Annotated in this window: 24 protein-coding genes; 14 read left to right on the top strand and 10 right to left on the bottom strand. The window is 39.0% G+C overall.

What is annotated here, in order from left to right; translation table 11 throughout:
* Window positions 1-45 precede the first annotated feature (45 nt).
* Genes K3T81_RS12400 through K3T81_RS12390 form a run of 3 tightly spaced genes read right to left on the bottom strand, consistent with a single transcriptional unit; the run spans window position 46 to window position 3,585 of the window.
* Entirely contained in the window at window positions 46-1,326 is a 1,281-nt protein-coding gene (locus tag K3T81_RS12400) for a beta-ketoacyl-[acyl-carrier-protein] synthase family protein (RefSeq protein WP_238020377.1), read from the bottom strand.
* Between the two features lie 26 nt (window positions 1,327-1,352).
* Window positions 1,353-1,802 (bottom strand): acyl-CoA thioesterase, encoded by a 450-nt coding sequence (locus K3T81_RS12395; protein ID WP_161465007.1) that lies wholly within the window; start codon window positions 1,800-1,802, stop codon window positions 1,353-1,355.
* A gap of 34 nt (window positions 1,803-1,836) precedes the next feature.
* Window positions 1,837-3,585 (bottom strand): class I adenylate-forming enzyme family protein, encoded by a 1,749-nt coding sequence (locus K3T81_RS12390; protein ID WP_238020376.1) that lies wholly within the window; start codon window positions 3,583-3,585, stop codon window positions 1,837-1,839.
* Between the two features lie 241 nt (window positions 3,586-3,826).
* Between K3T81_RS12390 and K3T81_RS12385 the strand changes: the two genes are divergently transcribed.
* Complete coding sequence (locus K3T81_RS12385) at window positions 3,827-5,650, top strand: M3 family oligoendopeptidase (protein ID WP_238020375.1); 1,824 nt, start codon at window positions 3,827-3,829, stop codon at window positions 5,648-5,650.
* Window positions 5,651-5,938: 288 nt separating this feature from the next.
* Window positions 5,939-7,129: a DUF4317 domain-containing protein gene (locus tag K3T81_RS12380; protein ID WP_238020374.1), complete on the top strand. Its 1,191-nt coding sequence runs from the start codon at window positions 5,939-5,941 to the stop codon at window positions 7,127-7,129.
* Between the two features lie 572 nt (window positions 7,130-7,701).
* On the opposite strand, the gene K3T81_RS12375 is transcribed toward K3T81_RS12380, so the two are convergent.
* Window positions 7,702-8,601, bottom strand: coding sequence for a 3-hydroxyacyl-CoA dehydrogenase (locus K3T81_RS12375; RefSeq protein WP_106896105.1), 900 nt, complete (start codon window positions 8,599-8,601; stop codon window positions 7,702-7,704).
* 193 nt (window positions 8,602-8,794) lie between these two features.
* Between K3T81_RS12375 and K3T81_RS12370 the strand changes: the two genes are divergently transcribed.
* The 3 genes from K3T81_RS12370 (at window position 8,795) to K3T81_RS12360 (ending at window position 11,313) form a co-directional block, all read left to right on the top strand.
* On the top strand, window positions 8,795-9,439 hold the full coding sequence (locus tag K3T81_RS12370; RefSeq protein ID WP_238020373.1) for a YczE/YyaS/YitT family protein: 645 nt from the start codon (window positions 8,795-8,797) through the stop codon (window positions 9,437-9,439).
* A gap of 23 nt (window positions 9,440-9,462) precedes the next feature.
* Entirely contained in the window at window positions 9,463-10,449 is a 987-nt protein-coding gene (locus K3T81_RS12365; protein ID WP_238020372.1) for a cation diffusion facilitator family transporter, read from the top strand.
* Window positions 10,450-10,632: 183 nt separating this feature from the next.
* Entirely contained in the window at window positions 10,633-11,313 is a 681-nt protein-coding gene (locus tag K3T81_RS12360) for a DUF7986 domain-containing protein (RefSeq protein WP_238020371.1), read from the top strand.
* 111 nt (window positions 11,314-11,424) lie between these two features.
* Here K3T81_RS12360 and K3T81_RS12355 read toward each other — a convergent pair whose 3' ends face one another.
* The gene (locus tag K3T81_RS12355; RefSeq protein WP_238020370.1) at window positions 11,425-11,595 is read right to left on the bottom strand and encodes a hypothetical protein; all 171 of its coding nucleotides are present in this window, start codon (window positions 11,593-11,595) and stop codon (window positions 11,425-11,427) included.
* Window positions 11,596-11,855: 260 nt separating this feature from the next.
* On the opposite strand from K3T81_RS12355, the gene K3T81_RS12350 reads away from it, so the two are divergent.
* The 3 genes from K3T81_RS12350 (at window position 11,856) to K3T81_RS12340 (ending at window position 14,205) form a co-directional block, all read left to right on the top strand.
* A complete protein-coding gene (locus tag K3T81_RS12350; RefSeq protein WP_238020369.1) occupies window positions 11,856-13,316 on the top strand; it encodes a SulP family inorganic anion transporter in 1,461 nt (486 codons plus the stop codon).
* A 41-nt stretch (window positions 13,317-13,357) separates the two neighbouring features.
* Window positions 13,358-13,774 (top strand): universal stress protein, encoded by a 417-nt coding sequence (locus K3T81_RS12345; RefSeq protein WP_238020368.1) that lies wholly within the window; start codon window positions 13,358-13,360, stop codon window positions 13,772-13,774.
* 74 nt (window positions 13,775-13,848) lie between these two features.
* Window positions 13,849-14,205: a hypothetical protein gene (locus K3T81_RS12340; RefSeq protein WP_238020367.1), complete on the top strand. Its 357-nt coding sequence runs from the start codon at window positions 13,849-13,851 to the stop codon at window positions 14,203-14,205.
* A gap of 134 nt (window positions 14,206-14,339) precedes the next feature.
* Here the strand turns inward: K3T81_RS12340 and K3T81_RS12335 are convergent, their stop codons facing one another.
* A complete protein-coding gene (locus K3T81_RS12335; RefSeq protein WP_238020366.1) occupies window positions 14,340-15,482 on the bottom strand; it encodes an NAD(P)/FAD-dependent oxidoreductase in 1,143 nt (380 codons plus the stop codon).
* Complete coding sequence (locus tag K3T81_RS12330; RefSeq protein WP_238020365.1) at window positions 15,466-15,918, bottom strand: DinB family protein; 453 nt, start codon at window positions 15,916-15,918, stop codon at window positions 15,466-15,468. Before K3T81_RS12330 ends, K3T81_RS12335 begins: the two co-directional genes overlap by 17 nt.
* Before the next feature lie 126 nt (window positions 15,919-16,044).
* On the opposite strand from K3T81_RS12330, the gene K3T81_RS12325 reads away from it, so the two are divergent.
* From K3T81_RS12325 to K3T81_RS12315, 3 genes are all read left to right on the top strand, one after another.
* Window positions 16,045-16,599: a hypothetical protein gene (locus tag K3T81_RS12325; RefSeq protein WP_238020364.1), complete on the top strand. Its 555-nt coding sequence runs from the start codon at window positions 16,045-16,047 to the stop codon at window positions 16,597-16,599.
* 16 nt (window positions 16,600-16,615) lie between these two features.
* On the top strand, window positions 16,616-17,182 hold the full coding sequence (locus tag K3T81_RS12320; protein WP_238020363.1) for a hypothetical protein: 567 nt from the start codon (window positions 16,616-16,618) through the stop codon (window positions 17,180-17,182).
* Between the two features lie 71 nt (window positions 17,183-17,253).
* Entirely contained in the window at window positions 17,254-18,186 is a 933-nt protein-coding gene (locus K3T81_RS12315; RefSeq protein WP_238020362.1) for a manganese-dependent inorganic pyrophosphatase, read from the top strand.
* A gap of 124 nt (window positions 18,187-18,310) precedes the next feature.
* On the opposite strand, the gene menC is transcribed toward K3T81_RS12315, so the two are convergent.
* On the bottom strand, window positions 18,311-19,420 hold the full coding sequence (menC, locus tag K3T81_RS12310; protein ID WP_238020361.1) for an o-succinylbenzoate synthase: 1,110 nt from the start codon (window positions 19,418-19,420) through the stop codon (window positions 18,311-18,313).
* A 111-nt stretch (window positions 19,421-19,531) separates the two neighbouring features.
* Here menC and K3T81_RS12305 point away from each other — a divergent pair, with 111 nt between their 5' ends.
* The 3 genes from K3T81_RS12305 (at window position 19,532) to mscL (ending at window position 21,743) form a co-directional block, all read left to right on the top strand.
* A complete protein-coding gene (locus K3T81_RS12305; protein ID WP_238020360.1) occupies window positions 19,532-20,881 on the top strand; it encodes a dihydrolipoyl dehydrogenase family protein in 1,350 nt (449 codons plus the stop codon).
* 61 nt (window positions 20,882-20,942) lie between these two features.
* Window positions 20,943-21,095 carry a small acid-soluble spore protein P gene (locus K3T81_RS12300; RefSeq protein WP_058949927.1) on the top strand — a complete coding sequence of 51 codons (153 nt, stop codon included), beginning with the start codon at window positions 20,943-20,945 and terminating at the stop codon, window positions 21,093-21,095.
* A gap of 252 nt (window positions 21,096-21,347) precedes the next feature.
* The gene (gene mscL / locus K3T81_RS12295) at window positions 21,348-21,743 is read left to right on the top strand and encodes a large conductance mechanosensitive channel protein MscL (protein WP_238020359.1); all 396 of its coding nucleotides are present in this window, start codon (window positions 21,348-21,350) and stop codon (window positions 21,741-21,743) included.
* Window positions 21,744-22,338: 595 nt separating this feature from the next.
* Here the strand turns inward: mscL and K3T81_RS12290 are convergent.
* Window positions 22,339-22,971, bottom strand: a complete 633-nt coding sequence (locus tag K3T81_RS12290; protein WP_238020358.1) for a type 1 glutamine amidotransferase family protein — start codon at window positions 22,969-22,971, stop codon at window positions 22,339-22,341.
* A 74-nt stretch (window positions 22,972-23,045) separates the two neighbouring features.
* Window positions 23,046-24,008 carry a helix-turn-helix transcriptional regulator gene (locus tag K3T81_RS12285; RefSeq protein WP_238020502.1) on the bottom strand — a complete coding sequence of 321 codons (963 nt, stop codon included), beginning with the start codon at window positions 24,006-24,008 and terminating at the stop codon, window positions 23,046-23,048.
* Window positions 24,009-24,015: the final 7 nt, after the last annotated feature.

The following is a 24,015-nucleotide window of genomic DNA, read 5'->3' as shown; positions in this document are numbered from 1 at the left end:
ACCTCCTACTACGTTTTCGTTTTAGAATATGCAAGAGAGCAGGGATTAACCCTGCTCCTCAGCATTATATGCCTTCCATATCAATGTGCCGTTTTGCCCACCGAAGCCAAATGAGTTGCTTAGTACTGTTTTAATCTGCTGTTTACGACTTTGGTTTGGTACGACATCCATTGGGGCGAGCTCATCCCGATTTTTGCAATGGAGGGTGGGGGGAATAATTCCTGTTTCCATTGCTTTTATGCTAGCGATGCTTTCGATTGCGCCAGCAGCTCCAAGCAGATGGCCAACCGCACCTTTTATCGAACTTACAGGGATAGCATCCAATTGTTTCCCAAATAAACTTTGCAATGCCTTCGTTTCAGCAATGTCTCCGACTTTAGTTGATGTAGCATGAGCATTAACATATTCAATGTCAGTGGGACCCAAATTAGCTGAACGCAGTGCACGTTTCATCGCGAGCGCGGCACCTGTGCCATCAGGATGTGGTGCTGTATCGTGGTAGGCATCATTTGACGAGCCATACCCGCCTAAAATGGCATGAATATGGGCACCGCGTGCTTTTGCCTTTTCTAGTGGTTCAAGCACAAATAACGCTGATCCTTCCCCCATTAACATTCCCGTTCTATCTTGATCAAAAGGACGTGACCAGGTCGTTTTGTCTTCTGGGCCTTCTGTTGCGAGCGCCCCCATATCACGTAAACCTGATAGGAAAACAGGTGACCAGAGGCAATCAGCTCCGCCAGCGAGTACGAAATCCACATCATCACGCCAAAACCAGAAAGTAGACTCACCAATCGCATGCGCTGATGCTGCACAGGCTGTTACATGAGTACTTGAAGGACCGCGTAAACCATAGTGCTTTGCAATAGTGGCTGCAGCAGCATTTGGAATGCATTTGGAAATGAGCCGAGGGCCGACACGCGAGGCTTTTCCTGTAGCTAATTTTTCGGACCCTTCCTCTAATGACTGAATACCCCCAAAAGCTGATCCAATAGAGGTGCCGATCCGTTCTGGATCAATACTGGGTGCAATTGTTTCGCCATCCTCTCCAAGAATACCAGCATTAGACAAAGCCTCTGTTGCTGCAATAAGTGCAAGTTGGGTAAAACGATCCGTATTTTTAACTAGCTTCTTTGGTAGATATTCGGCAGGATTGAAATCTTGAACCCGCGCACCAACGGGAGCCCACTGGTGCAGTTGTTCATCTTCAACCTCTTTAACAGCAGATTTATTCGCAATTAAATTGTCCCAAAACGTAGACAGTCCAACACCGTAAGGGCTCACCGTTCCCATTCCCGTTACAGCTATTGGCATCGATTCATTCATAGTCATGCTCCTCTCTATTAAAATAATTACGCTTCTTGAAATAGCGCATATACTTCTGGTGCAAAGCGATCTATCCGGGCGGGCTTCCAATCACGTGTGACCCACATATGGACAGTGGAACCTTGTGCGAGCAACTCTCCAGTTGGTGTATCGGCTATCTCTCCTTGAGAATCATTGTTTGGGATAAGCCTTGCCTCATAATCAAACTGCAGGCGTACTTTTGAAAAATTACTTACTTTCGTATAGATGACAAGAAGATCATCATATCGAGCGGATTTTTGATAGTTTATATTCAGATCCATTACAGGCAATAAAAGTCCCATGTCCTCCATTTTGCTGTACGGAATACCTGCATGTCGCATCCATTCGGTTCGACCTATTTCAAACAAGTTTACATAGTTACCGTGATGGACAACGCCCATTTGATCCGTATCTTTATAATGAACACGTATTACTTCCTTATGCCAAGCCTTCATTTACATGCATCTCCCTATTTTTGAACTCTAGAAATTATTTATTTCTTGTCGCCAATCTTTCTTCGGCAATTTCCTTTAAACGGAATTTTTGCACCTTTCCAGTACTCGTTAATGGCCATTCTGATGATTCTATAAACCAGATATGGCGAGGCACCTTGAACCGAGCGAGATAATCAGTGCACCAGCTCAAAATATCTTTTCGCTTACAATCTTCACCGGCTTTTAATTCAATGAACGCGGCACCAGCTTCTGTTGTTAAAGAATCCGGTACACCGATAACAGCAACCTGGTCGACCATTGGATGCTTGGAAATGGCCTCTTCCACTTCACGAGGGGAAACTAATTCCCCCGATACTTTGTAAATATCCTTCGTTCGTCCAATTAGCTCAATATAACCATTTTCATCTAGTCGACCTACGTCACCTGTTAGTAACCAACCATCTTTATCGATAACTTTTGCGGTTTCTTCCGGCTTTTTATAGTAACCGTGACTAACTGTCGCACCACGTACGGCAAGTTCTCCAACACTTCCATGGGGTAGAGTTTCTCTCGTTTCGATATCTACCGTTTTGTACTCTACATTGCTGCCATTGAATTCTGGAAGACCACTCACACCACCAAGCTTCGGCCGGCCAACTCTTGTTGTAAGTGTTTCAAGAGAAATACCAAGCTCTGTCGTTACACCAGAAGATGCTACTTCGGACTGCCCGTAGCCAGTAATGATTTCTGTCAGACCAAGTAATTCGATTGCCTTTTTCCATACTGGGATAGGAGCAGGTGCCGCACCACACCACATCGCAAAAAGACTGGACAGATCATATTCTGTGAGCTTTGGATGATTCAAAAATGGAACAAGCATGGTTGGAACAAGTAGAAAGTCATTTGCTTGATATTTTTCTATCATTTCCATAGCAGACAGTGGCGAAAAAGAACGTGGTGCGACCAATAAGCCACCAACAAAGGACATAGCAAAGATCCCTTCTATCAGGTTGTAGCAATGATAAAATGGAAGTGGCGCAAACGTTACACGCCCATCCTCAATTGCCCTGCTCATACACGTGCTGTAGGAAGACCTGAGCAGCATGTCATCTGTAAGCATTACTCCTTTAGGTGTACCAGTAGATCCAGAAGTATATATGATTGCACCTACTTCATCAGGGTAACGGGACGCATTCCATCTTTCTTGCCATTTCTCATCTGTAATTAATTCAGCTTTCTTACAAAATTTCTCCCATGGAAGAAAGCGCTCGTCCAATAACTCATTATGATTCGGTAAACAAATGATTTCTTGAAGCAGAGTCTCTTCTTTAAAATATTCTTCATTTAATAAAGCAGTTATAGAGTCAGCAAGGGGATTATTTTTTGTCGCTTGATGCATGATTAAATAGCGTGCATCAGATTGTGTAAGTATGTATTTTAATTCGTTTTTGCTTAACATGGTATTTATTGGGATAAACACAGCGCCTACCATTGAACATGCAATCATGAGAGCAGGATATACGACGTCATTTTCCATTAGAATCGCAACATGGTCCCGACGCCTTACACCAAGATTGATCAACGCTTTAGCATAGTTCTTGGCGAGTTTCCATGTTTCTTTATAGGTAATCGAATCGTTATCTGTTTGAATATACATTCTTTCAGGATATGTAGAACTGGCTTGATAAAAGTGTGTGGAAATCGTATTACGTGGCCATTTATTAAATCTAGCATCAAGTGCTGCTCGTCTTGCAGAGATATCCTCAGTAATGGTAGATTCAGTTGCATTGTCCTTTGTTGGCATAAACTGTTCCTCCTTGATATGTAAAAATATTTCGAACCTAGTATTCATTATAGAACTTTCAAATATAACCTTCAAAACTTTTGAGGGAAAAAGGAAAATATTTGGATGCTCTATTAGCACACAAAGCTCAAATAGTATTTTGTTAGGTGACGGTTTCATGTAAGATGAGGATATATAATTATTTGAATTGTCAGCTAGTAATTGCTGTTGTGAATGTAGATAGGTGGATGGAGGGAGAAATATGAAAAATGGTGTTTATCGTGAAGTATGGGACTTAGACTCCATATTTCCGGGCGAGAGTGAGTCACCACAATTAGTTGAACATCTACGAAATACAGAAAGAAAGATAAAAGATTTTAACAGTAAAGTTGGTAGTTTTGTAAGTTCGAAATGTATTGCTGAACCAGTAGAGGTAACAGAGTTAATTAGATTGATTAGTGAAATTGAAATGAACGTATTACAAGCCAAATCTTTTGTCGTATGCCTACTGGCACAAAATCCAAAAGATCAAAAAGCTTCTACACTGGAGGATAAAGTAGGTTATCTTAATGCTAGTTTTGAAACAAGTGTCAAAAGAACACAGCAACTCCTTCAACAAATAGAAGAGAAGTTATGGAATGAAATGTTGGATACAGAGATATTAAGTAATTATAAATATATATTAAATGAATGGCGACAAAAAGGTAGGTTACAACTATCTGAAAGAGAGGAGCGGCTAATATCTGATTTAATGATAGATGGTTATCACGCTTGGTATTCGTTTTACAAAACGCTGATGAGTAGCATAAAAGTTAAAGTATCAATTAATGGAAAGGAAAATACATTATCAGTTGGTCAGGCTATAAATTTAAGGGCAGACCCAAATGCGGAAGTACGCAAAGCTTCTCATGAGGCATTAGAAAATGTTTGGAAAGAAAAAGAGGGATTGTTTGCACAGATTCTAAATCACATTGCTGGTTTCCGATTACAAGTGTATAAGAACAAAGGAGTTGAAAATATTTTAGAAGAACCCTTGTTAAATAACAGAATAAAAGAGGAGACCCTAGAAGTAATGTGGGGAGCAGTGGATAAACATAAAAATGCATTTACTGAATATCTAAATGGAAAGGCTGAGATTTTAGGGGAAGCGAAACTCAATTCCTATCATTTCTGGGCTCCCATTACAAATAGTGATCAGCATATTGACTACGATAAGGCTGTGAAATTTGTGACAAGTCATCTAAGCCAATTTGGTCCAGAATTAGCAAGCTTTATTTCTAATGCATTTGAAAAGGGGTGGGTGGAATCTGAAAATCGTCCAAATAAATCAGCAGTCCCATTCTGTATAGGTTTCCCACAAACAGGTGAATCCAGAGTTTACATGACTTATTCAGGAACGATAAAGGACTTGCTAACTCTTACACATGAACTTGGACATGCCTTTCATAATCATGCCATGAAGGATGTTGATAGTATTAACAAGCAATATCCTATGAGTCTCGCAGAAACAGCTTCTACTTTTTTGGAGATGATCGTATTAGATGCGGCAATAGATCAGGCAACTACAAAAAAAGATAAACTACTCTTATTAGATGAAAAATTAAAGAGAAGCGTAATGAACTTTATGAATATAAATGCAAGGTTCCTATTTGAAAAGAAATTTTATGAGGAAAGAAAGCAGGGGTTTGTTTCAACAACTCGTTTGAATACATTAATGAAAGAGTCTATGGATATAGGATATAATGGTTCACTTGGTCATATCCCTGTTCACTCATGGGTTTGGACGCCACATTTCTATATTACCAAATCTCCATTTTATAACTTTCCATATACATTTGGATACCTACTTTCCTTGAGTATTTATGCAAAGGCAAAAGAAAAAGGAAGAGGATTCGAAAAAGATTATCTTGCATTCCTTCGTGATTCCGGAAGTATGTCAACGGAAGAACTAGTGATGAAACACCTCGGAGAAGATATTACTTCCGAGTCATTTTGGGAAAAAGGGATGGAGCTGTGTATGAATGATGTGAAGGAATTTATCGCGGTGCAAGCGTCCGTAAGAACCCCACTTCAAAATATGAAGTGAAACAGTGAAGTTAAGTGGGAGTAACAGACGCTAACGCTCCGATTCGTTCAACTAACAAATCAGTTGGGAAGAACGAAAACCCCACTGATTGAAGTTTCACTTTATAAAATTAGCTGATAGTATCATAGTGGCTGAAGAACCGTTCTCTTTTGCAACACACAATTAATATTGTACAGAGATTTTTCAACTTTCATTTAAAAATATTTATCTATATAACCTAAATGGAAAATGATAGAATGGATGAACGAAGAATATATATTCGTAGTCCAATTTAGGAGTGGAATGAAGTTGAACAAAAAAGACATCGCAAATATTCGAAAGCAGTTTAAAATAAATAACGATTTGTTGAAAATAAACGATATCTTTAACGTATATATCATGAAAGAATCGAGTGAAATCTATCATCATCAGAGTGTGCCCTTCGACTTACTTGAAGAGGAACAAAAAGATTTATTTATGACCAATTTTAAAAAAGTGCTAACAGGACAGCTTGATGAGAAATTATTTGAATTGAAATTTCAACGTGATGTAGAGGATAGTAGCCAGCTTATCTTGCATCAAGGAATATTGAGTAATGATACGGAAGAATGGAAAGGCCAAATGTTGCGTCTTGTGGAAAAAATGTTAAAGGATAAGCAATATGAAATGGATATTGTGGTTACTTTTATACAAGGTGAATATATGAAGCCGATGAAACGAAGCAATGAAGATACAGAAGAAAGCTCCCGAGATGCAGTTTACTCCAATAAGTTTATTTTATGTAGTATGAATAAAACACAGGATCCCAAAAAAGAGCTGTTGTTTGACTATGTAGAAAAGGAATTTAAATATAACATCGTGGTGGACCCTGTTATTAATCTTAAGGCGCCGATTTCCGGCTTTTTATTTCCAACCTTTACAGAGAACGTAGCGGATGTAAACCATGTTCTTTACTCTGCTGGAAAAGCATATGAACTGAATTACCATTTTATTGAGGAAGTTTTGAATGCGGAAGAAACGATGACAGCAGAAGATGATAAGGTAGTATTCGAGGAGATTGTCAAAAAGGTTAGCGGAGATCAAATTAATACGTCCACGCTTTCTAATGTGTATGATGAAATTCATCGGGTAATTGAAGAGCATGAAGAAGATGATATACCAAGGTTGGATTATAAAGATGTGGAAAGTGTTCTGAAAAGCAGTGGGATAGAGGACGTTGATACAGAAAAGGTTGAAACTGCGTTTAAGACAGTGATTGACGATGAAAAATATGAGTTAAAAGCAAGTAGTATCATTCCAAAATACAATAAAAAATCCATTAAGATTAAGACGAAAGTGGCAGACATAAAAGTAAGCCCAGAAGACTTACGATTTGTGAAGCAAATTCATTTTGATGGAAAACTAAGTCTTATGATCGAATTGGAAGAGAACACAATGATTGAGGGCTTTGAAATGATCCCTGAAGCATTAGTCCAAAAAGCAAAAGTAGAGGAAGAATAATTTCTAAAGAAATCACTACTCCTCTTTAGTTGAAATATATGAGAACATATAATGAGGCACAAGAAAATTAAACAAGAAAAAACCTGACATTCCATCGGATTATTGCAGAAAAAGTTCGAATACATCCGATAGCCTTTATTTTCTTGGTATCTGAATCACACTTTAGCGAAGGAAAAATGCGGAGACTCCTTGAAAATGCAATCGCATTTTCTGCGTGCGATGAATCGCTGACGAAGCCTTACTTGTCCAGTGGGAACAGCACGAGTCCGAAGGCCCCGCAAGATAGAGAAGGATCAAAGGCTAAGATCGCCACGTCCTGTGGCAACGCCTTCGTGACCAACATCCTGTTGGCCCGAGACTAAGGCCGTGCCCACGGAACGCGTAGTATTTTCCGGAGCGGTAATTAAGCAGTTTGTTTATTATTGTTTGCGTTTATAAAAGGCCGGGACGTTATGTCCCGGCCTTTTAAATTTTATACTATTTTTTCACCTAACTTCCGTAAGCAAAACATACCTAGGAAATATAAAAAAAGGCGCCTATTACGTAGTACTCACGTAACAGACGCCATTCGTTTAGTTTTTTAAGAAATCAGGCTCTTCAAAGCTTGGGTTTGGATACTTGTAGAATCCTTCTCCCGTTGCGGTACCAAGTTTACCTTTGTCGATATACTCCGTTTTGAGCAAGTTTGCCAGCTTTTTAAACTCTTCATTACCGGTCGCTTCGGCTTTTGCATTTACGATATTATAAGAAGTCGTAATTCCGACTACATCTAGGATGGCGAAAGGTCCTTTTGGAGCTCCAGTAGCAATCATCCACGTTTTATCAATTGTTTCAACATCTGCTACTTCCTTAGAAAGGAGTAGCTCTGCAGCATCTAATAATGGAACTAATAGAGAGTTAAGAATGTAACCTGGTTGCTCCTTGTGTAATGGTAGTGCAACCATTCCAATTGCTTTTGCAAACTGACTTACTTCGTCAAACACATCGTTATCAGTACCAGGATGCTTCATAATTTCAGCTGTGTTGTTTATCCATATTTCATTGGCAAAGTGCAAGGCAAGAAACTTTTCTGGACGACCAGTTGCCTCTGCAAATTGGCTTGGTAATAAGGTGGATGAGTTTGTAGCAAAAACAGTTCTGTGAGGAGCTACTTTTCCTAGCTCATTATAAAATTCTGTTTTAATTTTTACGACCTCTGGAATCGCTTCGATAACAAGGTCTGCATCTGAAACTGCCTTCGCTAGATCAGACTGAAACGCGATACGATTGTACGCATTATTAACAGCTTGTTCTGAAGCACCGAGATCCTCTTGATAGCGTTCTTTTAGTTTTTCAATTCTCTCTTTCGCCTTCTCTAGGGCTTCATCGTTAATGTCATATACCGTAACATCGAATCCCTTAAATGCAGTTTGATAGGCGATTTGACTACCTAACACACCACTTCCTGCGATTGTGATAGTTGAAAAGTTCATGTAAATTCCTTCTTTCCTATTCTGTACAATTAATAGTATGACATAAAATGTAAAAAAACATGAAGGATTTTGCTTATCATCCTTTGAAAACTATCTACACATTTATAGGAAAAATGATAAACTAAATTGGAGTTTTGATTTTTAAAAAAATTGAAGACGATTTTTAATATTTTAGCAAGAGAGAAGGGGTTTTATGATAAAGACGATCCGCTGGAGTGTGTTTTTCTTTGGTTTAATTCTATTTAGTATAGGCATCAGTATAGCGATAAACATGCAACATTTGGGAATTCATCCTTGGGACGTATTAAATGTAGCACTATATGAAAAACTAGGGTTATCAATTGGGTCTTGGGCAATTATTATTTCTGTAATCCTAATTATTGTCTCTTGGATTCTGGATAAAAGTTATATAAGACTAGGTACGTTTTTAAATGGCATCCTCGTTGGTGTGTTTGTGGATTTTTTCTTATTTCTAGATTTCTTACCACATGCGAGTGAAAGCTGGCTAGATGTAATCGTCATTATTTCAGGAATTATTTTAATGGGAATTGGTGGGGGAATCTACAACTCAGCTGGAGTTGGATCAGGTCCAAGGGACGGATTCATGCTCTCCATTTCTGATAAGCTCGGTGCTTCTGTAGGAAAAGTGCGTATTATAACAGAATGTCTTGTATTACTCATTGGTCTGTTGCTTGGTGGGCCTGTTTTTCTTTTTACTTTTATCTTCACCTTTATTCAAAGTCCTATCTTTCAGTTTACGTATAAGCTACTTGGTGGACATTTAAATAAAATGGAAGCCTCAATAGAAGAGAAAGGCCTCCATAAAACGGGAGCATAACTTCAGAAAGGGATGGAATTTACATGAGTATCATAGAAAAGGTACGTAAAGGAAATACATCTTCGGGTATTGCTGCCCTAGGAAATGCCTTTTTAGCCGGGATAAAGGGAATAGCTGCAGCATTTAGTGGAAATGGTTCCATGTTTGCATCCTCTATGCATTCCCTTGCCGATGCTGTAAATCAGGGGTTTGTATTTTTTGGTAGTGTATTGGCTGAGTTTCCTCCATCCAAACGATTCCCGTCAGGTTTTGGAAGAGTCATTAATATCTTTTGTATGGTCGCTGTGATTGTCGTAACCGTGATGGCTTATGAGACAATATTAAAAGGATGGCATTTATTTCAGGATCCTGAGGAATCAGATGGCTTACTGTTAAACTTTATTGTATTACTTGCCTCCTTAATCATTGATGGATTAATTCTTTTTAAAGCGATGCGGGAAATAAGAAGTGAAAGTAAAACGGATGAATCAAGTAATGTAATAACCGTAGCTTTTAAAAATGTCAAGAAGGCGTCGCCTGCTACACGACTTGTCTTTTATGAGGATCTTGTTGCAACATCAGGTGCACTCCTAGCAATGGTTGGTATAGTGCTTTCGCAGTTTTTTGGTATTTTGCAAGCAGATGGTTTAATTTCTATGTTAATTGGGTGTTTAATGTTGTTTGTCGCTTTTCGAGTGGGTTATGACAATATGATCGGTTTAATCGGAGTTTCAGCACCAGCAGAGGTTCAAGACAAGCTCACAACGATACTTTTAGACCATGAAGACGTAGTGGATATTCATCGAATTCGAATTGTGCAGGAAGGTCGTCTATACCATGTTGAGGGAACAGTTGAACTAAAAAAAGGGCTTAGCCTGGCAAAAGCAGATGATATTAAGTTTGAGTTGTCCGATACGCTTTTACGCCAATCCGAAGTAGCAGATGTACTACTAGGAATTATAGAGGACGATGGGGAGAAGAGTCGGGAAGAAAAAGGCAAACAGCGTAATATTCCTAAAACGGATGAGTAAGAAATCAAGATTTAAACGTTTATAATCACATTTCTAGTACTTATAAGGGAAAGATAACGGGCTTTTCCTTAAGGGAGAAAGTTATTTTCAAGGGGTTTATAGTAGTGGAAATGGGATTATACCAACCTGATTTGTAGCTTTTTTCGTGATAAGATAGGGTGAATTCACGAAGGGGGTTTCCAGGTGTTGAATAACGGTAGAAGTTTAGATGAATTACATGATACGCAGCAGTCTACAAAGGAAATACTGTTTATCTTGGATGATTTGTTCTTATTTTCCATTGAAAAGTATGACCAGTTATTGCGGGAAGAAATTGAAAAATTACTAAAGCAAATGAATGTTCCTGAAGTGTTGTTTGATAAAGCTTTTCCCCAAATCATTTGGTGGCTATTATTTTGCTACCCGCAAGCTCCCCATGGTATGACCATCTACCAGGATTATTTGGAAGTACATAATAAAAAATGGACTAAGGCAGACAAGGTTGTGCAGGCACACTTGAATAGTTGGCTAAGTATCACGCCAGGGTTTTATCGTGTAGTCAAGATAGATAGAAAGTATAACCGGTTATTCCACGTTCAAGACGTATTTTTAAAAGAGGAGAAAAAGGTATTTATTTTTAATGAAATATTCCAAACTCCTAAAATGGGTGAGATCATAAGCGGCATCCTGTTACCTGTTGGAAACAATGTTTATACCACGCAAGGCAGGCTCTTTCATCTTCCCGTAACAATCGTACCAGAGTTAATGGGAAGGTTTCGGCAGTTTCTAGAAAGGCATAATTCCAATCCAGATTATGTTGTTCCAGCTTCGTCGTATCCCGTTCTGCTCCGTATCACTATGCAAACGATGGAAGAGAAGCTATGATAAGAAATGCTTGTGTGACAGAACATCGTAAGCCCCAAGTAGAAAGCCTTGCCTCGAGGCATATCAGAATTAAATTCATCCCGATATTAAGAGTTCAACATGGCAAAACATTTATGATAACTGGGAGTCACCCGGATTGTGCTCGTAATCCCCAACCTTCGTCCCCCCAAGTGCTCTTTCCAAATCATAATCCTCGATAACATCCTGAAGCCATAGCCAACATAGGAACATGGCAATAATCGTAACTAAAATAATAACAAATACTGCAATTCTTCCTTTCATTTCTTCACCTTCTTTCACTCATTTCACATGTAAGTATACCTTGATTTTAAACGTAAATAAAGCCACCATTTTTATAGAGAATGGGCCTACTACTAAAATCAAGAGAAAATAGAAGAAAAACAATAAAAATAGACGTAAGCACCTTTTGATTACGCTTTCTTCGTGTTTTGTGAAATGTGAGTAATTATGGTATGATTTCTTAGTTATCTACGGAACATGCCATAAGTTGGCTTGAATATATATGAAAAGAGGTTGAATAGTTGAAAGTAGAACAATTGAAGAATGAATGGTTTGGCAATGTCAAAGGGGATGTCCTGGCAGGTTTAGTAGTTGCACTGGCTTTAATCCCAGAAGCAATAGCCTTTTCAATCATAGCGGGTGTTGATCCAATGATTGGATTATATGCATCTTTTTGTATTGCAGTTGTAATTGCTTTTGTCGGAGGGAGACCGGGTATGATCTCTGCGGCAACCGGAGCAATGGCGTTACTCATGGTAAATCTCGTTGCGGATCATGGGTTGCAGTATTTGTTTGCAGCAACGATTCTTACAGGTATCATCCAAATCATTTTTGGCGTTTTTAAGCTAGCAAGAGCTATGAAGTTTGTACCACGTTCGGTGATGGTAGGCTTTGTTAACTCACTAGCCATTCTAATATTTACAGCACAGATTCCGCATTTCCAAGGGGAAAGCTGGATTATGTATGCACTTGTTGGTCTTACCTTGGCTATTATTTATCTATTGCCTAGGATTACCAAGGCAGTACCTTCTGCTTTGGTAGCAATTATTGTCGTCACAGCAATCGTAATTTTTGGTAAAATAGATATTGGAACAGTCGGAGATATGGGTGCATTGAAACAGCAATTGCCTATCTTCTTAATTCCTTCTATTCCGTTTACGTTTGAAACGTTGATGATTATTTTCCCATACTCTCTGGCTTTAGCTATTGTAGGATTACTAGAATCCTTGTTAACTGCTAATATCGTAGATGATATGACAGATACAGAGAGTAATAAGAACAAAGAAAGTCGCGGACAAGGGATTGCCAATATTGTTGCAGGCTTTTTCGGTGGAATGGCTGGTTGTGCCATGATTGGTCAGTCTGTCATCAATGTGAAGTCTGGTGGTAGAGGCCGTTTATCTGCATTGGTTGCTGGATCGTTCTTAATGTTTTTGATTATTGTACTAGGCGGACTTGTTGTGCAAATTCCAATGGCTGCCTTAGCTGGTGTTATGTTTATGGTATCTATTGGTACATTTGATTGGTCCTCGATACGTAACTTGCATAAATTGCCAAGGACAGATGCAGTTGTCATGCTAACAACCGTTGCTGTAGTACTTTACACACATGATTTATCTAAAGGTGTACTTGCTGGTGTACTATTAAGTGCAATTTTCTTTGCTGCTAAAATATCCAAGGTAAAGGTTACGGATGAGTTAATGATGCGAGAACAAAAAAGAGTTTATCGTATTGAAGGTCAGTTGTTTTTTGCTTCAGTAAGTGATTTTACAGCGAAGTTTGTTTTCGCTGACACTGTTAAGGAAGTAGAAATTGATCTAAGTCGTGCGCATTTATGGGATGACTCAGCAGTAGGGGCGCTTGATAAGATTCAAGCCAAGTTTGAACAACACCAGATTAACGTGGAGTTCACGGGTTTAAATGAAGCAAGTAAAAATTTAGTTCAACGTATTGGTGGTTTATCGAAGGCGTCAGGACATTAATTATTAAGTGCTTTTATCAGAATCTGTAGAGGGTGGTTATGGTGTTTAAAAGAATACTATTGGCTGTAGATGGATCAGAGCATTCCATTCGCTCAGCAAATTATGCTATAGAGCTTGCTGAGAAGTTTAATGGAGTCATTAATGTTGTGTACGTTGTGGATGGCAATAAAGCGAAGTCAGATGTGCTACATGCAACGGACAAATTCGCCCTAAAAAAAATGCGTAATGATAAACTAAAGGCTGTTAAAGAATTATTGAATAAAACCGATATTCAATACGAGATTAAGATTTTGCATGGAGAAGCAGGTCCTACTTTAGTCAATTATGCCAACAATAATGAAATAGATGGCGTAGTGCTAGGAAGTAGAGGGCTGAACAACCTGCAGACCTTTATCCTCGGAAGCGTGAGCCACAAAGTGGCAAAACGCGTAGAATGTCCCGTATTAATTGTGAAATAGAATAGTAGATAACAAATGATATAGAAAAAGGCTGCCGATTCGGCAGCCTTTTTTGTATTCCATGGGGAGAGGTGTTGGAAGTGAATCTGGAGATGGGCAGAGTGAATCGAGAGGGAGGCAGAGTGAATCGAGAGGGAGGCAGAGTGAATCGAGAGCGGGGCAAAGTGAAACCAGAGTACCGCAAAGTGAAACCAGGGCACCGCAAAGTGAAGCCAGGGCACCGAAAAGTGAAACCAGAGCCTCACAAAGTGAAACCAGAGCCCCGCAAAGTGAAACCAGAGCCCCACAAAGTGAAACCAGAGCCCCACAAAGTGAAACCAGAGCCCCACAAAGTGAAGCCAGGGCACCGCAAAGTGAAACCAGAGCCTCACAAAGTGAAACCAGAGCACCATAAAGTGAAGCCAACGTTTTATGATGGAGCTTCGGCCTAGAGAAGAGAGGCAGCCCTCATTCACAAAAGACGCAGCCACACACGGGAGAGACGCCACAGCCCACAAAAGTGACGCACCAACAACAAAAAAAGCGCCTCCAAAAAAGGAGACGCTTCACACCCATACCATCTAACCTAAAGCTTTTTAACAGCCTCAGCTATAGGATAATTTGCGGGATCAATTTCTGATTCAATTCCCTGGGCCATCTTTGCAAGCTCTGCCCCTATGTATGGCCCCATCGTAAGACCAGAGGCACCTAGTCCATTTGCGGCAAAGAGTCCAGAAACGCCAGGTACCATGCCAACTACTGGTAGAAATCCAGGTGTGACAGGGCGAAAGCCTACTCTTGTTTCAAGAACGGTCGCGTTTTCCAGTTGAGGGGAAACCTGTAGAGCTTTACTGAGTACTTCGTAAAGTCCGCCTGCTGTTACCCTTGGATTAAAGCCTGTGTCGTCTTCATGTGTGGCTCCGATTACGAGGCGTTGATCCTTGAAAGCGAGCATGTATTGATTGGTTGGCGGCATGACAACAGGCCATTTTGCTGTATCATACCCAGCAACTTGTAGATGCATGAGTTGGGCTCGTTGTGGTTTAACATCAAAAGAGATTCCCAATGGTTTAAATAATTCTCCCATCCAGGCTCCTGTTGTAGCGATCACTGTACCGGCCTCATACAACTCATCATCCACACGTACACCGGTTACTTTACCATTCTCAGCAACAAGGCTAGCATCACCCTTGACTATTTGTGCTCCAAGCTTTTTTGCACCACTGATTAAGGCATCGCGTAGTTTTCGGCCGTCAACGCGAGCAGCTCCGCTTACATGAACAGAGCCATATCCTTCACCAATCAAAGGGAAGGCTTGTTTTGTTTCTTCTTCGTTTAATATCGTTATATTGCCAATTTCAGGTGCATCTTCTCTTCTTTTTAATGCCCTTTCCTTCATGGCATTAAGTTTCTTTTCATCTGAATGCAGGCTAATTGCACCGACTCGCTCATAGCCGGTGTCGACCTCTCCAAGTTCTCGCAACTTGTTAATTATTTCCGGGTAGATTTTTGCTCCACCTTTAGCGAGCTGGTACCAGGCCTTATTTCTTCTCTGGGAAAGCCAAGGACAGACGATTCCTGCAGCAGCATCTGTTGCCTGTCCTGTATCCTTTCGGTCAATTAGCGTAACAGCTTTCCCACTACTAGCAAGATGAAAAGCGGTGGAGGCACCTAGTATACCGCCACCAATTACAATATAACCTTCTTTTTTCTTATAATTTGTCGACAACTTGCTTCATTGCCTTTATTTTACCAAGATGCTCATTCTCATGCTGCAGAATCATTTCATAAACATCTCCATAGGTTTTAAAATTTCCAAACGGTAAGGTATAAGGGAGATCCTGCTTGAAAAAGTCATCTGTCAGATCTTTAATACGTGAGCGTTGTTGTTCGAGCTCTGTAACGAGTTCAGATATACTAGGTGGAGTATCTTGCCAATCAGCTGGTTTCGTTCCTGTTCCAAACAAGTCATTAAATGACTTTGGTAGATTCTCGGAATGGTTTGGAAAGCCAAACAGTAGCGACTCTGGCGTTACCAACACATGCCCGATATGCCAACGGATTGTGTTATTAAAGTATTCAGGCTGTACATCAGCCTTTTTCTCGTCGATATTTTTAATAAAGCCTAATAAAGCAGAACGAGTAAGATCAAATTGCTCTGACATTTATATTCCTCCTAATAGAACATTTGGTATTAACTATAAAAATAAAAGGTTCGAATGTAAAATATATTGATTTTATGAAGGGATTTTTGATCAGGTAAAGAATTAAATAGAGAAGGGGGAAAGACATTGAGAGCAATCATCATAAGTAGAATTATATTTGTTACAGGAATTATTGTCCTTTTAGCAGGATTTTACAAGGCTTGGAATATGGCTAGATTGAATCAATTTTCCGATTATAACCCGGAAGGAACAGCAACAATAGATTGGGACACGTTTTTTATGCTTGCTGGAACTTCCTTGATGTACGGTTTTATATTAATCGGTATAGCTGAGGTTATCCGTTTATTGGATGGTATCTTGAAGAAAGAGACAGTTACCCAAACACCTTCTCTTACTAGACCAACCGAGCAAGAATCCGTTGTTTTCAGTCAAGAAGAAATTGACACGGCTTGGAAACTTACAAGAGAAGATGAAGAAAAGATCTATGAATTATATTCTGATAAAGCAATATTAGAAATAAGACTTGCAAATTTGGAAGGCTACTGTATCGTCAAGGTACAAGATACAAGCAGGCCACTAAACCCGGAAATTAAAGTCGTCGACGTTGGTGGGTTTAGTGCGAAGGATGTGCAAGATACAGAAAAGAGAAATAAGATTCTCGAATGGTATTATCAACAGTAAAGAAGGATGAGCAGATTTGGAAACTAGTAAGAAAAAACGAAAAATCGGATGGTTTGGGTGGAGTTTGGTAACAATTTTCTCCGTGGCACTCATAGCTTCATTGTTACTCTTTTTTAACGTATTCAAAATTAATAGTGTTTTTTCAATTGAGGACTTGGAGAATGCACAGAATGAGAAGGCGACAGAGGGGCAGGAAGTCGATGCGGACACTGCAAAAGAGATTGAAGAGATTCAGGAGACAGTAGGAGCGCAACACGTTGAGATAGGTGATTTTATAGTGAAGACCCATGATTTTTATAATGATAAAACAGGCTATGGGAATATTAACAATCTTAATTGGAAAGAACAAACGGATAAAGCAAAAGAAATCATTGGAACTATTGAGAAGGAGATCGAAACGGTTCAAAGTGATGCATTAAAAACAGATCTTAAAGCAATTGTGGAGATTGCAAAGGCTACTATAAGTGATGAGAAAGTGGAACAAGTTAGACATTTACATCGATATTTCCATGATTTGGATATAGCATTGAATCATTATAATGGCTCTGATAAAATTTGGAGGGTAACCGAAACATTAAAATAGTAAATCGCTATTCATCTACATAGTAGGTATGATAATCTTATAGTGGATATTGTGAAAGAAGGAGAATGAATATGGAAAAAACATTGATTTTTGGACATAAAAATCCAGATACTGACACCATTTGTTCAGCACTTGCCTACGCTGATCTTAAAAAAAAGCTTGGCGTGAATGCAGAAGCTGCCAGACTTGGAACAGTTAGCAAGGAAACGCAATTTGCACTCGACTATTTTGGTGTACAAGCACCTGAATTAATTGAAACAGTAGGATCTGACATAAAAGAAGTGATTCTTGTGGATCACAATGAATTCCAACAAAGTGTTGATAATATTAGAGATGTACGCATTGCAGAGGTTATTGACCATCATCGCATCGCGAATTTTGAAACAAAAGAGCCTCTATCTTTTCGCGCTGAACCAGTTGGATGTACAGCAACTATCTTAAATAAGATATATAAAGAAAAAGGTGTCGCGGTATCTAAAGAAATAGCTGGACTTCTTGTTTCCGCTATCGTTTCCGACTCCCTTTTATTAAAATCTCCTACATGTACAAAAGAAGACGTTGATGCAGCATATGAATTGGCAGAACTAGCTGGTGTAAACTTAGAAACTTACGGTCTTGAAATGCTACAGGCAGGAGCAGACTTGAGCGATAAATCTGTAACAGATTTACTGACAATGGATGCGAAAGAATTTTCTATGGGTGAAGCTAAGGTGGAAATTGCACAAGTAAACGCTGTTGACACGAACGCGATTTATAAATTCCAAGATGATATTGATACAGAGATTGCCCAAATTATTAAGGATAAAGAGTTAGATCTATTTCTATTCGTTGTGACGGATATTCTTAACAACGACTCCGAAGTGTTAGCACTTGGTAGTGGAAAAGCGAAAGTGGAGCAGGCATTTGATGTGTCCCTTGATGCCAATAACCGTGCTTTGCTAAAAGGCGTTGTGTCACGTAAGAAACAAATCGTAACAGCATTAACAGATGCCTTTACTAAATAATAAATTGTAGAGCAGACATGCTTTAAATAGCCTCGTTTCTGGCAGTTGAAGTAAAATATCTGCGCTATTTACATGTTAAAAAAGCTAATCACGAGTTAAAATCGTGATTAGCTTTTTTTATTTCTCAGAAAATCTCTTCGTCGACTTTGAATTGGGCCAAGGCTTCAATATCAATGGCGTGGCCGATTCCCAGATCTGTAGGAACGGTGATTAATCCGTTATGGGCAACAACCTCTGGCAGGATAATGTCTTTTTTCCAGTAGTTGTCTGAGCCAGCGTTATCTCCAGGAAAACGGAAGCCTTCCAAAGAAGAAAGGGCAATATTTTGCGCTCTTCCCACACCTGCTTCAAGCATACCGCCACACCAAACGGCAATGCCTTTTTCCACACAATAATCATGAATTTGCTTTGCTACGGTTAAGCCACCGACTCGGCCTGGTTTTATATTAATGACCCGACAGCTTCCAAGCTCAATCGCTATTTTCGCATTTTCAAGAGAATGAATGCTTTCATCAAGACAAATGGGGGTATCAATTTCTGCTTGTAACTTTGCATGATCTACAATATCATCATGTGCTAGAGGCTGTTCCATCATCAACAATTGAAAGGCATCCAACTCCTTTAACCTTGCTGTATCCTCTAATGTATAAGCAGAATTTGCATCAACCATGATAGGCAGGTCCGGATAGTGGTGCCGTACTTCTTTAAGGACATCTATGTCTTTACCTGGTTTAATTTTCAGTTTCACTCGTTTATATCCATTTTCTTGGCTTAATGCAATTTTATGTAATAGTTCCGCTATGGAAGACTGCATGCCAATAGCAATGCCTGCTTCAATTTTTGATTTCGTTCCGCCAAGGGCTTCGGCAAGTGATTGGCCTTCACGTTTGGCATATAAATCCCAGACTGCCCCCTCTAAGGCAGATTTCGCCATGTTATTCCGTTTTATCGTTGTGAAAAGCTTCGAAACATCATCAGGGTGCTTGATCGAATTATTTAATAAGATAGGAATTAAAAAGTCTCTCATCATGTGTCCGGTTGTGGTGAAGGTTTCCTCTGTATACCAAGGAGCTGTAAATGCAACAGATTCTCCAAAGCCTCGGTTTCCTTGTCCATCATCAATCTCTGTGATGTAAAAGTCTTTGTTTTCCACAGTCCCAAAACTTGTTGTAAAGGGTTGTTTAAGTTCCATGCTTAGATGGTGTAATGTGATTTGCTGTATTGGAATCGTCATTTATATCCCTCCTCGTTTAAGTTTACACCTTCCCTTCCTATTGAAAAAGTTTAACCTCTATAAGGTAAGGGGAAAATTATTGTACGTGAATAGTAACTAGGAGGGGAAAGCGTGACAGAGAAATTTGATGTGATTGTAATCGGGACAGGACCCGCTGGATCTTCAGTGGCAACTTCTTGTGCACAAGAAGGGCTGCGTACTGCTGTTATAGATGAACGTGCTTATGGAGGTACATGCCCATTGAGGGGATGTAACCCGAAAAAAGTGTTAGCGAGTGCTGCCACCATGATTGATGAAACAGAACGGATGCAAGGAAAGGGGATTGCAAAGCCTGCTAAGATTAATTGGCAGGACCTAATGGAGTTCAAGCGTTCCTTTACAGAGCCAGTTCCCGAAGCGAAGGAGAAAAGCTTTGAAAAGGCAGGAATTGAAACCTTCCATGGACAAGCGCAATTTTTAGATGAAAAAACGCTAAAAGTTAAGGAGAAGGTCTTAGAAGGGGGGAAAATTGTTATTGCAACAGGAGCTCGACCTGCTCCATTACCAGTTGACGGAGCGGACCATCTTACGTATAGTGAAGACTTTCTTGAACTTGATCAGCTACCAAAACGTGTTATCTTTGTGGGGGGTGGATACATTTCCTTTGAGTTCGCCCATATTGCTGTAAGAGCAGGAAGTGATGTTCATATTGTGCAACGTGGAGAACAGCCATTAAAGTCATTTGACTCCGATATGGTAGACCTGTTGCAAAAAAAATCGAAAGAAATAGGTATTTCCATTCATTTAAATAGTTCAGTAAATGCAATTGAAAAAAATGATAAAGAATATATAGTAAAGGCAAGTAAAGGCGATGAAGAAGTTTCATTCCGTGGAGATTTAGTCGTACATGGGGGCGGTCGCGTTCCACAAATAAACGATCTCAAGCTAGATCAGGCGGGTGTTAATCATAGCAAGACTGGGATAACTGTCAACACGTATTTACAAAGTGTCAGCAATGAACACGTTTATGCTGTTGGCGATGTAGCAGATACAAATGGTTCTCCTTTAACACCAGTAGGAGAAATGGAGGGACAAATTGTTTCGCAAAACATTGTTTCAGATGCAAAACAAGAAGCAAACTATAATGGGATCCCGTCAGTTGTTTTTTCTGAGCCAAAATTGGCCAAAGCAGGTCTTACAGAAAAAGAGGCAAGAGAAGCTAATTATGATGTAAAGGTAAACCATCAAGACATTTCGGATTGGTTTACGTACCGTCATACAAACGATGCGCCGGCTGCTGTCAAAATTATTATTGATAAAAAAACAGATTTAATTCTTGGTGCACATTTAATAGGTGGAAAATCTGATGAATTGATAAATTATTTTGCAATGGCTATTCAAATGAGAATCCCTGTTAATCAACTGAAAAATGTTGTCTATGCTTTTCCAACTGCTGTCTCAGATATTCCATCCATGCTATAACAAATGCATAATTTACACCCCTTTCTCAAAAGCTAATTACCAGTTGGAAGGAGGAAATCACATGGGTGGAAAACCAAAAGGACCAAAACAGCAGGAAAAGCCAAAATTGCCACAAAGCCCGCAACAACCATATGGGGAGCCATTAAGTGGTTCAAAACAGGTTAAGAATAAAAATCATTCGCGACAAAATCGCAATGTTCATCATGATATGTAAAAATAAAGCGTGGGATAAAAGGATCGCGTCTAGAAATAACCCGAACTATAATGCAAACCCTTGAAAAAGGTTTGCTTAGTTCGGGTTTTGTATGAATGAAATCTAATGTAACGGAGAGTTCTGCCGAAGCCATGCTGAAAAGTTAGTTATTTCCCAGTCTCTTTAAGAAAACACATTGATGGTCATCTGTTCACATAACAACGAAGTTCTGCTATCATTTTGTCATACATAGTTAGGGAAGGAGTCAAACATATGTGGAGAGATTTTAAGGAATTTGCCTTTAAAGGAAATGTTATGGATTTAGCCATTGCTGTTGTAATTGGTGCAGCCTTCAGTGGCATCGTCACATCGTTAGTAACCAATATCATTACGCCGCTTGTAGGAATACTTATGAATGGTGTGGATCTTTCGGGACTGAAATATACATTTGGTGATGCGGAGATATTATACGGGACATTTATTCAATCCATTCTAGACTTTTTTGTTGTCGCGTTTTCTATTTTTCTTTTTATTCGTCTTGCAATGAAATTGAAGCGAAAGAAAGAAGAGGAAGTAGTGGAGGAAGAAGTACCAAAGGTCAGTGTACAGGAAGAGTTGTTGATCGAAATCAGGGACTTGTTGCGTGAGCAGAATAAACATAGTTCCTAATGATGGTCTGAGTAACTGCGGAGCATAACAAGATTACATCATTTCTGCGCTAAGAAAAATGCTCCGCTTTCTGTGGGCACGGCCTCAGACTCGGGCCAACAGGATGTTGGTCACAAAGGCGTTGCCATAGGACGTGGCGACCTTAGCCTTTGTTCCTTTCTCTCCCGCTTCCGGGGTCTTCGGACTCGTGCTGTTCCCACTGGACAAGTAAGGCTGCGACAGCGATTCATCGCAAGCAGAAAATGCGATTGCATTATCAAGGAGTCTTCGCATTTTTCTCCGCTGAGTGATGTAATTAAAGTTGAAACAATTGTAAAAACCACCTAATAAGCTCAATTATATCTTAGGAAAATAATAGGTGATGATAACAAAGCAGAAGTCAAGAAGTCATTAACAGAAAATATCCCTTTCAAAAAATTGAGTATATAAATCGCTCTTATACACATGGTAGAAATATTTTGGTGAGATGGCTTTGTAGATCGTTATAGTGGTAGTAGCGTCAGGACAATGCGTATTTACAACAATAAGGAAATTCCAATTTAAAAAGCTCAACACTTCTACAAACTAAATATAGAAATCGAGCTTTTCAGTTACTTCATTTATTTATTGAATTCATTAACTGGAAGAAGTATTCAGGTTTATGTGTCTTATTTAGGTTATACCATGAATGTAATGTATCTGTTGTAAATACATCTATTTTTTTCAGTACCTCCATTGCAAATTCCAGAGGAGCTATTCCTGATGCAGTAACTAAATTCGCATCAGATACCGCAGATTCCAACTCATAGAACTTTTCTCCTTTATAGTTAGGACATACCATTTTAGTATATTCTAAGTTATTACTTGTATGCTTTCTAGTATCTAAGTATCCCATATTCGCGAGGCCCTCAGTTGCACCACAAATTGCAGCAACAATAGTGCCAAACTTTAAAGCTTGGCCGATTTTTTTCAAGATAGGTTGATGAATTTCTTCACTCCAAGTAGTCCCTCCTGGTAAAATTAAAAGATCTTTATTTTCAAGAGTACATTCATCAAGGGAAATATCTGGTTTTATGCTAAGTCCTCCCATACTAGTAATCATTTCTTTATTAGCTCCAACTGTAATTACTTTTAAAGGTGCTAAATCTTTTTTGAAATATCTCCCTGTGTTTAGTTCAGCAACTAAATATCCATATTCCCAGTCCGACATTGTATTAAATACATATAGAAAAACTTTTTTTGTTTGCATCCAATAACACTCCAATCTCAATTGATACAGCTATTATAATATAACTTCCCTGACAGTTAACGTCAGGGAAGTTATCATACTTGATGAAATTCTATTAATTCCGACAGAACTTCAACAAGTCTTTTCTTAAGACTTATTGGCTCTATAACTTTAATAGATTTATTGTACGGCAAAAGTAAATACGGTACATATGTATGGATCATATCTTTTTCAAGAATAAAAACTGCTTGATTTGAAGTCCGTTCTTGTAAGTAATGTCCTAAAAACCAATGTTGGCAAATATCATACAATACACTTTTATCCCCATTAATAACCAAAGAAATAATCCCTTCCTTATCTTCTATAGTTGGAAGAAGACTTTTTATAAAAAAGTCACGTGCTGAAAAATTTTCTGGCTGGTTAAACTTATTTTCGGTTAGCATTAGACTTTCAATTCGATCTACTCTAAAACTACGGATATCATTCCTAAGATGACAAAATCCGATCACATACCACTTATTATTCCAATAGATAATTCTATACGGGTCGACCAATCTATAATTTAATTGCTTTTCACCACTTTTATGGTAAAGAATTTTTACTGAGTACCTGTCAGCTACGGCCTGCTCCAGCTCCTTCAAAAAAGGTTCCATCGAGACTGAACTTACTCGACTTATTACGTCAAGACTAGTTACATGTTGGTTTATCTTTTTTTCCTGCTCTTGATTTGAGTATTTACTTAGTTTTGAAATGGCCCTATTTAGTGCTTCCCCTCCATAATATCCGGCTTCTTCTGCAAAAACAGCAGCGTGAAATAGTGAAGTTTGTTCCTCAAAATCAAAGAAAAGAGGAGCCTCAATAAAATTGTTCAATAAAGAGTAACCACCGTTATGTCCTGGTTCTGAAATTATAGGTACACCACTTGTTGAAATTGTATCAATATATCGGTACACAGTCCTTATATTCAGCTCTAATTTTTCTGAAATTTGTTTTGCAGTAATTTTTTCACCTGAACGAAGCATCCATAGAATTGCTAACATATTGTCAATTTTAGGCATGTAATTC

The organism is Oceanobacillus jordanicus (assembly GCF_022095695.1).
In the GTDB taxonomy this organism is placed as follows: domain Bacteria; phylum Bacillota; class Bacilli; order Bacillales; family Amphibacillaceae; genus Oceanobacillus_B; species Oceanobacillus_B jordanicus.
Note: the sequence above shows the minus strand (reverse complement) of the source record. Positions and strands in the feature narration are given on the sequence as shown.